Annotated in this window: 7 protein-coding genes and 1 rRNA gene; 5 read left to right on the forward strand and 3 right to left on the reverse strand. The window is 58.3% G+C overall.

Features of this window, described 5'->3' with window-relative positions; translation table 11 throughout:
* Nucleotides 1–19: 19 nt before the first annotated feature.
* Both GGU46_RS17010 and GGU46_RS17015 read right to left on the reverse strand, forming a co-directional pair.
* Nucleotides 20–3,403 (reverse strand): PD40 domain-containing protein, encoded by a 3,384-nt coding sequence (locus GGU46_RS17010; RefSeq protein ID WP_183404753.1) that lies wholly within the window; start codon nt 3,401–3,403, stop codon nt 20–22.
* A 9-nt stretch (nt 3,404–3,412) separates the two neighbouring features.
* Entirely contained in the window at nt 3,413–4,525 is a 1,113-nt protein-coding gene (locus GGU46_RS17015) for an NAD(P)/FAD-dependent oxidoreductase (RefSeq protein WP_183404754.1), read from the reverse strand.
* A 176-nt stretch (nt 4,526–4,701) separates the two neighbouring features.
* Between GGU46_RS17015 and GGU46_RS17020 the strand changes: the two genes are divergently transcribed.
* From GGU46_RS17020 to GGU46_RS17040, 5 genes are all read left to right on the forward strand, one after another.
* Nucleotides 4,702–5,337, forward strand: a complete 636-nt coding sequence (locus tag GGU46_RS17020; protein WP_183404755.1) for an MBL fold metallo-hydrolase — start codon at nt 4,702–4,704, stop codon at nt 5,335–5,337.
* A gap of 59 nt (nt 5,338–5,396) precedes the next feature.
* The gene (gene pssA / locus GGU46_RS17025; RefSeq protein ID WP_183404756.1) at nt 5,397–6,098 is read left to right on the forward strand and encodes a CDP-diacylglycerol--serine O-phosphatidyltransferase; all 702 of its coding nucleotides are present in this window, start codon (nt 5,397–5,399) and stop codon (nt 6,096–6,098) included.
* 177 nt (nt 6,099–6,275) lie between these two features.
* Nucleotides 6,276–10,208 carry a type IX secretion system sortase PorU gene (gene porU / locus GGU46_RS17030; RefSeq protein WP_449405208.1) on the forward strand — a complete coding sequence of 1,311 codons (3,933 nt, stop codon included), beginning with the start codon at nt 6,276–6,278 and terminating at the stop codon, nt 10,206–10,208.
* 54 nt (nt 10,209–10,262) lie between these two features.
* Nucleotides 10,263–11,462, forward strand: a complete 1,200-nt coding sequence (gene porV / locus GGU46_RS17035; RefSeq protein WP_183404758.1) for a type IX secretion system outer membrane channel protein PorV — start codon at nt 10,263–10,265, stop codon at nt 11,460–11,462.
* 12 nt (nt 11,463–11,474) lie between these two features.
* A complete protein-coding gene (locus tag GGU46_RS17040) occupies nt 11,475–12,758 on the forward strand; it encodes a M16 family metallopeptidase (RefSeq protein WP_183404759.1) in 1,284 nt (427 codons plus the stop codon).
* Between the two features lie 299 nt (nt 12,759–13,057).
* Here GGU46_RS17040 and rrf read toward each other — a convergent pair.
* Nucleotides 13,058–13,169, reverse strand: a 5S ribosomal RNA gene (gene rrf, locus GGU46_RS17045).
* Between the last annotated feature and the right edge of the window lie 16 nt (nt 13,170–13,185).

The following is a 13,185-nucleotide window of genomic DNA, read 5'->3' on the forward strand; positions in this document are numbered from 1 at the left end:
CACAAGCCCAGGGCTTAGGTTAGAAATCGTAGCCCAGGGTTACGTACACTTTGGGCCCTTTCTCGGTGTACTGCTCCCGGCCCCAGGCCACGTCGCCTTTCACGTAGAAGCCCAGCATGGTGGTCCGGATGCCCGCCCCGTAGCCGTACAGCATGGGGTCGGCGAAGTTGATAACCGTGCCGGTGAAGCTATTGCCATTACCCAGGTTACCGGGGTTAATCTGGGTATTATTGGAGTTGTTAACGCTGAAGGGGTTAGCCCCTGAGTACGTAGTGCCCATATCCCCGAAGGCCGTCAGCTGCAGATTACGGAAGAAGCCCGACTCGATGGGATTACGCGAGAAGTACTGGATAATAGGCAGGCGCAGCTCGGTGTTCAGGAGCACGTACTTCTGCCCTACCCGCTTGCTGTAGTCAAACCCGCGCAGATTAGTTACAAACTGCTGGTAAAACATTTGCGTCGGGGGCAGCTCTGAGATGTCCGGGGTTTCTCCATCAGCCGAAATAATCTGGTCGTCCTCGTAGCTGGCGTTCAGCCAGTTATCCATACCACCCAAGCGAAAGAAGGGCTGCGACGAGCCGCCATCAATGTACTGCCCGAAGCTGACGCGGTTGGCCCAGATCAGCTGGCGGTGAATTTTCTGGTAGTGACGCAGGTCAACGTAAATCTTGGTGAAATCCTGGTTGCTGCCGTCCGTGTCGTAGAGGCGGGTCATGCCGACCTTCATGCGCGTGCCCTGCAGCATGTTTACCCCGGTCACAATAGAATTGTCGAATACAATTTCGCCGGCCCCGCCCAGATAGTTCGTGTTGCTATCCTTACTGCCGGGCAGGTCCCGGAAGGAGCGGCGGCTCACGTTCACGAAGCGCGGGCCGCCGCGTACGCTTAGGTTGTGGGTGAGGGGGTAGGCAATGGTAGGCGCTATTTCATGACGCCCGAACCGAACCCGGTCGCCCTGTTCGGTGTCAAAGAAATAAGCTTGCTTCTGATAGCGCACGCTCCAGTCATAGCGGTGCTTCAGATTGGTGTACTCCGCGAAGATGTTGCTGGTGCGCAGGTCCGTGAGGGCGAAAATTCCGGCCCGGATGCGGTGGTCTTCCATCAGGTCCGACATGTTCACCTCCCCTATCAGCCCCAGACCCAGCAGCGGATCGGCGTACAACGACGACACTACGTTATCGATGCTGAAGCGCGTATCGTACCGGAACGGTCCTACGGGCGCAATCGACTCGGCGGGGGCAGCCTGGGGCAGCGCCACCATCGGAGCAGCACGCCGCTTAGCGGCCGGCGTGGGGGTAGCCCGCGAGGCCGGAATGTCTTCGTCAAACTCGTAGTCGCTGGTGTTAATGCGGCCAGTTGACTTGGGGGCCGGAACCGGAGCCGGTGCCGCCGCAACCGAGTCAGGCGTAGCCGTGGGGGTAGGCGCTGCCGGTGTTTCAGGGGCGGTGGTAGCTGGCTGGCCCTGGCTTTGCTGGGCAGCATTGGCTACGGTTGGGCCCGGGCGGTTGGCGGCCGGCACGGCGGCCTTCGCCGGTTTCGAGCGGTCTTCCAGGGTTTCCTGGCGCGCCGTTTTATATAACGTCAGGTTTTCCGGAAGCTGGTAGTTCTGATACAGATACACATAGTCGCGGGCTTCTTCGGCGGCTACCAACCCCAGCGTGCCCGTGGCGGCATTGTAGTCGTAGTCCTCGATGTTGGCCAGGAAGCTCGTGACGGGGCGGTACTGCTTGGTAGCCAGCGAGAGGCGGTAGAGGCTCCGCACTCCACTTTCCTCGCTGGCAAACAGAATTTCGGAGTCAGAAATGGCCCGGGGGCGTCCTTCGTTGGAAATGGTGTTGGCCAGCACTTCCACCGGCTGCTGCCGGCCATCGAGGTGGTAGAGGTAGAGGTCGTAGTTGTTGACGACCGTGCCGAAGCTGCCCTTGGCCGTCCCGGCCGAATCGAGCCAGCGGTTGGAGCTGAACACAATGCCGCTGCCACCGGGCAGGAAGGCTGGCTCCACGTCATCAAATACGTCGTTGGTCAGCTTTTCCGGCGTCCGGCTACCGGCCCGCAGCAAATATAAATCGGCCTGCCCGTTGCGCACCCCGCTAAATACGAGCGACTTGCCATCGGGCGAGTAGCTGAGGTCGGTAATCTGCGAGAACTGCGCGAACAAAGACGTACTCCGACCAAAAGAGGGCAGCAGGCTTTTCAGGCGCGCCGCCATGTTGGCAATGCCCCCGTCGGCGTCCCGGAGCTGCAGGGTCAGGTAGCCCTTGTCCATTTCGGCCACGGCCAGTTGCCCATTGCTGCGCCAGGCTAGTACCGGCAACCGCGTTTCCACCTCCTGATCGGGGGTTTTGTAGCCACCCCGGTGGATAATGTCGCGGCCCCGGCCGTTCTTGTTAATTACTACCACCCGGTAGCGGCCCATGTCGTTCTGCACGTACGCCAGCCGCTGGCCGTTCGGGCTGAAAACGGGTTGGCTGTAAATGGTGCCCTTGCGGTTGTTACGCACAATGCGCCGGTCTTTGCTCAGGTCCAGGTAGGGGGTCTGGGGTTGGGCGTTGAGTTGGCGGTAGTAGCCCAGCCAGTCTTTCAGGAACACTTTGTACGGCACGTTCAGCGAGGAGCTGATGCCCACTTCCACGTCGCGGGTAATGCGCGTCAGGTTCAGAATGTTCTGCACCGACGTATAGCCGTAGCGCTCGGCAATGTAGTTCCAGATGCTTTGGCCCGCTAACTCGGGGTTGCGCAGAAAGAAAGGTGCCGTCCGGTTGCCCTCGTACTCCTTGGTCATGGTACGCATGTAGTCGTCCATTTCCACGCTCCAGCCCTGGGAAGCATACGCCGAGGCCCCGCTGATAAACCAGTTCGGCAGTTGCAGCAGGTAGGTGCTCTGGATGACTTCCTTCAGCGAGCCGCCGTACATCATGTCATTGAGCAGCACTCGGGTAATGCGGTTGCTCAGCTCCTGCTTGAAGCGGGTTTGCTGCCCCTGAAAGGCTATCTGCACCTTGGTGGAGCGTACCAGGGAGGTTTCGCCGCCGGTAGCGTACTTGTCAGCATCCAGCCCCACGTTGCTCTGCCGCAGGTCACCGACAGAGTTAAAGAGCATAATGGTGGTTTTGGAGTACGGATAGTACCCAATCAGCCCGGTAATGCGCTGCAGCTCCTTTTCAGCGTACTCGGCCGCGTGGCGCGCATTGGCCTCGCCGCCGGCGTAAAAGTAGATGTTGAAGTTTTGGGTGCTGAGTTGCTGCCAGTTGAAGTCTTTGTACTGGATGCGCACCCGCCCAAATGGCTCCTGAGCCGTTTGGGCCACCGCCGTAGAGTTAGAAAAAGCCAGCCCCAGCAGCAGAGCCGCTAGGCCGGCCGGCCGACGTACATCGGGCCGGCAAAGAAAGAATATGTGCCTCATAGAAGAATGCTAGGAGCGGGATGCAGGAGAAGCCGGCCCGGTAGCAGCCGGGCCCGGAGAATATAACGTAAAATACCGCCGAATATTGACCTCCGGCCAAGGCGCAAGGTCTTTTTCCAGCCAGTCGGCCATTACCTGAGCCAGCCGGGGGGCCATCATCACCCCTTTCGAGCCCAAGCCATTGAAAATATGTACGTTCGGCAGGGCCGGATGGGTTCCCAGCAGCGGCTTCCGGTCGCGCACGGCGGGGCGCACCCCGGCCCGCTGCCCCGTCACCTGAAAAGGCTGGTCGGTTAGCTCGTGTAGGCGCTGACTTAGCTCCTGGCGGGCTTCCGGGGTAGTGCTCACCGCGAAAGGTGGCCACCGGTAGGTAGCGCCCACCCGAAACTGGCCCGCGCCCAGCGGTACTACGTAGGCGCCTTTGTTCAGAACCTCCGTTTCGGGTAGGCCGGGGCAGGCCACGTCCAGCACTTCGCCTTGGTTAGGCGTAACCGGTAGCCACTGAAAGTAGGGGTTCTGGGCAACGGCCGCGCCTTCGCAGCACACCACGTGGCGGGCCTGCACCCGGCCGGCGTAGAGGTAGCCACCCTCCGGCTGGGCAACCAGCTGGGCCCAGTCGAAAGTTTCGGGCCGGAGCCAGCCTTCCTGCCGGCCTTCTGCGGCCAGCGCGGTCAGCAGCTCTTCTACCCGCACGTAGCCCCCGCGCCGGATACAAAGGCCGCCCAGCTCCTGCCGGACGCCGGGCCGGGCTGGTAGCGGAGCGCCGGGGTCTTCTACAAAATCCTGCCAGGGCTGGTCGGCGCTGCGGGCTATAGTGCTGTTCTGCTCACCTACCGATGAAAATAACTTCAGAATGGGCAGCTCAAAGAAAAACCGCTGCCCCAGCCGGCGTTCCTGCGCGCGATAGAACGCCGCCGCCGCTGGTAGCAACTCAGCGGCCCGCCAGGCTAGTGCAAACCGCTTGCCCGCCACCGGATTTATCAGGCCCGCCGCCACCCGCGAGGCGGAGTCCGGCTGGGGCGTATCCAGCACCAGCACCTGCCGGCCCCTACCCCGTAGCTCGGCCGCCAGGGTAGCGCCGGCAATGCCATATCCTATTATAAGGTAGTCAATGCGTGTCATCGGGGCAAGGTACAGAGAGATATGAGGAACTAAGTAGCGCAGTAACCGCGCAACACGCAGGAAGAGTTTCGTGGTGACGGCCGCCACTGGCCTGGCGGGCTCCGCTAGTCTATTTACTCCTTCGTAACTTACCCTCCTAAATCTGCCCGGCGCTACGTCGGGCCTTTTTCTACCGCATGACTGTTTCCGGCTTTACCTTCAACGCCTTTTCCGAAAACACCTACCTCCTGCATGATGCCACGGGCCAGTGCGTGGTCATCGACCCCGGCTGCTACGAGCGGGCCGAGCAGGAAGCCCTACGCCGCTTTATTGAGCAGCAGGGCCTACGGGTAGTGCTGCTTCTGAACACGCACTGCCATATTGATCATGTACTGGGCAATCAGTTTATTCTGGGCACATACCAGGTACCTTTCCTGATTCATGAAGCAGATTTGGCCACGCTACGGGCCGTGCCGGCGTACGCGCCCAGCTACGGCTTCGCCCGCTACGTGCCCGCCGAGCCCACGGGCTTTCTGACGCCCGGCGAGCCGGTGCGCTTCGGCAACACGGAGCTGGCAGTGCACTTTGCCCCAGGCCACGCGCCGGGTCACGTAGTGTTTTACCATGCCTCTAGCAGCACCGTTATCGGAGGCGACGTGCTGTTTCAGGGCAGCATTGGCCGCACTGATTTACCTGGCGGCGACCATGCTACCCTCATTTCCAGCATCAAGACCGAATTATTCACCCTCCCCGACGACACGGTGGTGTACCCCGGCCACGGCCCTGCTACTACGGTAGGCCAGGAGCGCCGTACCAATCCGTTTCTGCAGTAGATACCAGCCCTCTGGCGCAGCGTTGCTTGCTCTATTCGTAGGCCATTACTTTCTCCCCCTTGAAAAAACACCTCCCCAACGCGGTTACTTGTCTGAATCTGTTTTCGGGCTGCTTGGCCCTGTGCCACATCTTCGCTGGCGAACTAGAAACGGCCGCCTATTTCGTGGGGCTATCGGCGGTATTCGACTTCTTCGATGGTCTGTTGGCGCGGGCCCTACACGTTTCCTCGCCCATCGGTAAGGACCTGGACTCTCTGGCCGACGTAATTTCTTTTGGGGTAGTGCCTGGAGCTTTTCTGTTCGATCTGCTGCGCCAGGCCGGCGCCGATTTGCTGACCTGGCTACCCTACGCGGGGTTTGTGGTCACCGTGTTTTCGGCCCTGCGCCTGGCTAAGTTCAATAACGATACCCGCCAATCCGACTCGTTTATTGGGCTGCCTACCCCGGCCTGCACGCTGGTAGTAGCTTCGCTGCCCCTGATTCTGGCCTACGATACTTTTGGCGTAACCCGGTTTATTCTGAACCCGTGGGTGCTGCTGGTGTTGGCCGTAGTGCTTTCCGGCTTGCTGGTGGCCGAGTTGCCCTTGTTTGCGCTTAAATTCAAGTCTTTCCGCTGGCAGGGCAATCAGGTTCGGTTCTTGTTCCTGCTGCTGAGCGTAGGGCTGCTTTTGGGGCTGGGTGCAGTAGCCATTCCTCTGATTATTCTGTTGTACGTGCTGCTCTCCCTACTGACGCGACCCAAAACCGCTCAGGCCGCGTAGGTCGGCACCCCAAGCGCAGGCCACCGTAGGGAGAGCGGGCAATTATTTTTCCGCGCTAGGTCGCAATATTCTTATAGGCTGGGCAGTTAATGACTGTGCGCTGAACTGTGTTGCGTCCCAACCTGTTGCCCCCCCGAAAGCTGCCGCTTTATTTTGTTTTGATTTCTGCGCCTGTCTATGCGGTATTTTACTTTCTGGTTGCTTACTCTTCTGGGAATAGGCCTGGGCGCGGGTTATTCAGCGCGGGCACAGAGTGCAGAGCAGTTGGTGCATGCTCGTATCAGTTGGGCAGGTTCGGTGCCCGCACTTATCCGCGGCCAGCCCCGGCAAGTACCTTCTTTTCGGGGCGCCCTCTTTCAGCCCAACGAGCAGGTAGGCACCTACCAGCTTAAACTGACTGGCACAATTAGCACGGGCAGTCTGCGCGAAACCACCTACGAGCCCGTTTCTGCCACCGAAGCCCGCCAGCTAGATGCCGCTGCACTGCCAGCGGTGCCCGCCATTCGTGTAACCCCGGGCATGGAGCGGCACCAGCCGGTTACACTACTGGCCGTGCAGCCGCTGCGCCGCAATCCGCAAACCGGGCAGGCCGAAAAGCTGGTTTCCTTTACCTATGCCTACAGCAGTGCGGCCCGGCGGCCCACGGCAGCCACCCGCCCCTACGCCCAGTCCTCGGTGCTAAGCCAGGGTAGCTGGTATAAGATTGGCGTGCCCGGCAGCGGCATTTATAAGCTCGATAAAAAAGCACTGGCCGACCTGGGGCTGCCGGTACAGACGCTGGACCCGGCCCGCCTGCGCCTGTTTGGCAATGCCATGGGTACCCTACCCCAGGCCAGCCAAGCGTACCGCCCCGATGATCTGGCCGAAAATGCCATCCGTTTCGTGGGCGACGCCAACGCTACCCTCGATGACAACGAGTATTTTCTGTTTTACGCCCGCGGCCCGCACACCTGGACGCGTGCGGGCAACGCGGCGCGCTTCCAGCACCAGCTGAATCCCTACACCGACACGGCTTACTATTTCCTGACGGTAGGCAGCACGCCCGGCCGGCGGGTAGCCCCGGCACCCGTCGTTTCCGGGCCGGCTTCGGCTCGCATCACGGCCTTCACGGAACGTCAGTTTTACGAGCTTGATTTAATCAATCTGGCTAAATCGGGTCGCACTTGGTTGGGTGAGCATTTCTCAACTACGGATCAGAAAACGTTTTCCTTTACGGTTCCTGACCTGGTGCCCGGTGCTGCCGTGCAGATAACGTCGGCGGTTGCAGCTGCTTCGTCGTCGGATACGTTCTTCCAGAACGCCGTGAATGGCCAAACGGCCGTTAGCCAGCGGGTGCCGGGCTATAACTGCACCAGTGGCTCCTGGTGCTACCCCGAAATTGCCAACACCAGCCTGACCACGTTCACCTACCCCGTGCCCGCGGCGCCTACCCCCGAAATTAAAGTTGCGCTCAGCTTTAACGGTAGCAACGACCCGGCCGCCAAGGGCTACCTCGATTATCTGGAGCTAAATGCCCGCCGCCAGTTGCGCTTCCCCGGCACTCTGCTGGAGTTCCGCTCCCTTGAAAATATCGCTCCGGCCGCCATCAGCCAGTTCGAACTGGGGAATGCGGCGGGCGCTACCATTTGGGAGGTTACCAACCCGCGGCGCCCGGCCGAGGTAGCAGCTACCAATGGCGTATTTCTGGCCCGCACCGATACGCTCCGCGAGTTTGTTGCCTTCAGCGGCAGTAGCTTTCCTACCCCTCGTGGCTTTGGCCGGGTAGCCAACCAGAACCTGCACGCACTGAACCTCGATGGCAAGCTCGAACTGGTAGTGCTCACGCATCCAGCTTTCTTAGCCGAAGCCAACCGCTTGGCTGCCCACCGCACCTCCCACGATGGATTGGCGACGCAGGTAGTCACTACCACCCAGGTGTACAACGAGTTCGGCTCGGGGGGGCAGGATGTAACTGCCATCCGCGACTTTATGAAGATGGTGTATGACCGTGCCCCGGCCGGCAAGCGCCAGTATCTGCTCCTCTTCGGCGATGCTTCCTACGACTACAAAGCCGACCCCACCAATGCCCCCGACCAGCTGCCCGGCTGGTGGAAGGACCGGCTGCCGGCCAACGCCAATAAGATCAACCAGAATTTTGTCCCGGTATATGAGTCGGTGGAAAGCTTTGACCTGATTATGGGTGTCCGCCCCGGCGGTCAGGGCATCACCTACTCCTCCGACGATTACTACGGCCTGCTGGACGACAACGAGGGCGCTTGGCTACCCAACCACAGCGATGAGCTATTAGATATTGGTATTGGCCGCCTGCCGGTTCGTACGGTGGAGCAGGCCCGGTTGGTAACCGACAAACTGATTGCCTACGATTCGCCGGCCAGCTTTGGCAAATGGCGCAACCGCCTGTCCTTCGTAACCGACGACGGTGACCGGAACTTGTTCACCTCTTATACCGAGGAGCTCACGGCACCACTGGACACGGCCGCCACGGCCCGCTCTTACAACGTGTACAAGCACTACCTTGATCTGTACCCGCAAGTGATTGTAGCAGCCGGACAACGCTCGCCCGCCGCTGAACGCTCCATCGACGAGGCTTTTGAGCAAGGGTCGCTGCTGATTAACTACATCGGGCACGGTGGCCCCAAGGGCTGGGCCGACGAGCAGATTCTTACCAACGCCTCCGTGCTGCGACTGCAGAACACCAACCGGCTGGCGTTCCTGTTCACCGGCACCTGCGACTTTAGTACCTACGATAACCCGGAATTCACTTCCGCCGGCGAACAATCCCTGACGGATATCAGTGGGGGTGCCATTGGCTTGTTCACGACAACGCGCGTCGTGTACGCCGACCGCAATCAGACCATGGCCATCGAGTTTTTTCGCGACCTGTTCACTCCGCTACCCGATGGCACCATGCCCCGCACAGGCGATATTTGCCGGGCCACCAAGAACGCGGCCGTCTTCGGCGACAATAACCGCAACTATGCCCTACTCGGCGACCCCTCCATGCGCCTGGCTTATCCACAGCAGGAAGCTGCCATAACGGCCATCAACGGCAAATCGGCTTTCGCAGCCCAACCAGATACGTTGAAAGCGCTGAAGCAGGTGGAAATTCAGGGGGAGATTCGGCAGGCCGGGCAGCGTAACAGCCGCTTCAGCGGCACGGCGCAGGTGCAGGTGTTCGAAAAGAAATCTACCGTTACTACCCTGGGCAATGAGTCCGGCGATACACCCACGCCCATAGCCATCCGCGAAAACGTTCTCTATGATGGGCCGGCTACGATCACCAACGGTGAGTTTAAGGTTCGGTTTGTAGTGCCTAAAGACATCAACTACCAGGTTGGGCTAGGCAAAATCAGCGTTTACGCCGCCGATGCTGCCGCGCGCACAGATGCCCACGGCCAGCTGCTGGTGCCGGTAGGCGATGCGGCCCAGGTAGCCTACCGGGATACCATTCCGCCGCGAATCCGCTTGTTCATGGATAATGAAAACGGATTTGTTTTCGGCGGTACTACCGGTACTACCACCACCCTGATTGGCAATCTGCGCGACGAGAGCGGTATCAACGCCGCGGGCACGGGCATTGGCCATGACCTAACCGCTACCCTTGATGGTGATCCTTCGCAGGTGACTATTCTGAATAAGTTCTATACGTCCAAAGTAGATAGCTTCCAGGCGGGTCAGGTGAAGTATCAGTTTGAAAATTTAAGCCCCGGGCCACACGAGTTGCGAGTCAAAGCCTGGGACACCTGGAATAACTCAGCAGAAGAAATCATTGAGTTTATTGCCGCGCCCACCCAGAAGCTGGCCCTCCAGCACGTACTTAATTACCCTAATCCGTTTGCCACTTCCACTACGTTTCACTTCGACCACAACCGGCAGGGAGATGATCTGGATGTGCAGGTGCAGATCTTTACGGTTTCGGGCAAGCTGGTTCGCACACTACAGGCCCCGGTTATCGGCAGCACGCCGCACGTTTCTTCCATCAGTTGGGACGGCCGCGACGAGTACCAGGATCAGTTGGCCCGCGGGGTGTACATCTACCGGGTTAGCGTCCGGTCGGCCCGCGACAAATCCACAACTTCCAAATTTGAAAAGCTGGTGCTCTTGAACTAGCCAAAAGCTTCTGTATTTCGCCTACCTTCCGCCTCTATTTTTTCCTCCCTCTCTATGACACTGACAAACCTGACCTTGCGCTCCCTGTTGCTGCCGGGTCTGCTGGGCTTGGCTGCTGCTGCTCACGCTCAGAGCCAAGTAAATGCCATTACCACCGCTGTTCCCATCCTGACCATCAGCCCCGATGCGCGCTCCGCGGCTTTGGGCGAGGCCGGCGTTGCCATCAGTCCCGATGCAAACGCCGGGTACTACAACCCGGGTAAGTTGGGTTTTGTACGCTACCAGCACAGTGCGTCCTTATCTTACACCCCCTGGCTGGCAAGTATTGCCAACGATATGGGCCTGGCCTACGCCAGCGGCACCAGCAAAATCGGTGAACGGGCTACCCTATCGGCCAATTTGATGTACTTCAACCTGGGCGAAATCCAGTACCGTACCAACACGGGCGCTTCCAATGGCACGTTCAACCCCAAAGAGTATGCCCTCAGCGTAGGCTACGGCCAAAAGCTGAGCGACCAGTTTGGTGTGGGCCTGAATGTTCGTTACATCCGGTCTAACCTCACCGGCGGCACTATTACCGACACCAAGCCCGGTAACGCCGTAGCGGTGGATCTGGGTGCGTATTACAATACGGATCTTTCCATTGGAGCAGGAGAATACAATCTTGCCTTTGGAGCAGCAGTAGCCAACATTGGCAACAAGATTTCCTATACCGACGCTTCCCAGCCTGATTTCCTACCTACTACCTTTCGGTTAGGTACTGCCATCACCAAAGAGCTGGACGCGTACAACAAAATCACGCTTACCGTAGATGCCAACAAGCTGCTGGTGCCTACCCCCTACTATGAGGAAGGTAACCAGACGGATCCGGCCTTGGTAGCCCGCGTGCAAGCCGAGAATGAGCGGCGGGCTAACTACGGCATCGTCCGGGGCATTACTAGCTCATTCAGTGATGCGCCGGGCGGATTTAGCGAGGAGCTAAAAGAAATCAACCTTTCGGGCGGGTTAGAGTACACCTACAATGACCTGTTGATGGCACGGGTGGGTTACTTTTACGAAAACCCTATGAAGGGCGACCGGCAATACCTCAGCTTTGGGGCTGGTGTGCGGTACCAAGTATTCGGGGTAGATGGAACGTACCTTGTTCCTAACTCAAAAGCTAATCCGCTGGCGCAAACATTGCGTGTGTCTCTGCACTTTAACTTCAATGAACTGAGCGAGGCCTTCGGCAGCTCTGGTGATGCTACCAACTAATATTTCTTTTTGATGCTCGACCGCAAAGTCGCTCCTCCTGTTCAGCCGCTGGCTCGCGTAACGCTGCCCGCGGCTGACGTGTTTTTGCTCCCTAATGGAGCACGTCTCCATGTCATGCGCAACAGCGCCCAGCCCGTTGTGCGCTTGCAGGTGGTGTTCAAAGCTGGTAAATGGTATGAGCCTGCTCCCGGCGTATCCTTGCTAACGGCTCGTATGCTCTTGGAAGGCACCCGTACCCGCACTACCCGTCAGATTGCGGATGAGGTTGCTTTCTATGGTGCCTCCCTGGAATGCGAGCAAGGCTTTGACCGGGCCACGTTAACCCTGTATTGCCTAACTCGTCATTTGCAGAAGCTGCTTCCTTTAGTACTTGATGTGCTAACCGAGCCTACCTTCCCCGAATCCGAGCTTGCGCTTCTTAAGACCCGTACCATCCAAAACGTACGGGTAGAGCGGCAAAAAACAAGTTATCTGGCGGCCGAGCAGTTCTCCAATAACTTATTCGGCGCGCATAACCCGTATGGTAGCAAGTTCGACGAGGCTACTTTTCAGCTTGTCACTACTGAGCAGGTTCGCGAGTTTCATCGCCAAGCATATGACTTGGCACAAAGCGAGATATTCCTTTGCGGTGATATTACAGCGGAGCACGATGCTCTTGTAAAGCGCAGTTTAGGCACATACAGCACAAGCAACGTGTCTGCTCAACTTCAAGTACCTGCTGCAGTCTCAGTTGTTCCTTCTGAGCACGACTACGTTCCCGTTAAAGACAGCCTACAGGCTTCACTACGCATTGGCCGTTTATGGCCCGCCTTGAGCCACCCGCAAGTCTACGAACTTCAGGTACTAGTTAAGGTATTAGGCGGCTATTTCGGTTCGCGTCTTATGAAGAACATTCGTGAAGACAAAGGCTTTACTTACGGCATTTATGCTAGTATCAGCCCGCGCGAACATGCTACCAGTTTTGTTATAAGCTCCGACGTCAATGCAGCCAGCGCCGACGCTGCTATCAAAGAAGTTCACTCCGAATTGACTCAACTGCAAAACGAGCTCATTCCGGCCGATGAATTACAGACTGTTAAAAATTATATGACCGGCAAGTTCGCTAATGAGCTAAGTACAGTCTTTGAGCAATGCGACAAATACAAAACCATCGTATTCTATCAGCTTCCAGATGATTACTACAACCAGTTTGTAGAACGCATACAAGCCGTTGAAGCAGCTACATTGTTGGCCCTGGCACAGCAATATTTATCACCTACATCCATGCATGAGGTTATAGCAGGGCCAAAGGCATAGTACACACGAGTTATAAAACAGGGGATATGCGATACATGCATATCCCCTGTTTTATGATAACGATGTCGCGATAGAAAGTCAGGTGCAACTGAATATAGCTCTCCTCACTAACCAGCTAGTAGTTGGGAGGCGTACCAGCGCGGGGGGGTTGAGCGGCAGTTGCTCCCAACACTCAGGGCCAAGCTAGGCACTCCTGGCCCGGTCGGGCGGGGGGCAGGGGCGGTGTGGGGGGTTGGGAGGAGGTATAAATGCAACATGCCCCCCGCAGCACGAAGTCGCGGGGGGCATGGGCCAGATAAGGTTGGCGGCGACCGACTCTCCCGCCGGTGAAGGCAGTACCATAGGCGCTCCGGGGCTTAACGACTCTGTTCGGAATGGGAAGAGGTGAACACCCGGGCTAAAGCCACCATTATCAAAGGGGAAGTAC

It is taken from the genome of Hymenobacter latericoloratus, from assembly GCF_014199535.1.
GTDB lineage: Bacteria > Bacteroidota > Bacteroidia > Cytophagales > Hymenobacteraceae > Hymenobacter > Hymenobacter latericoloratus.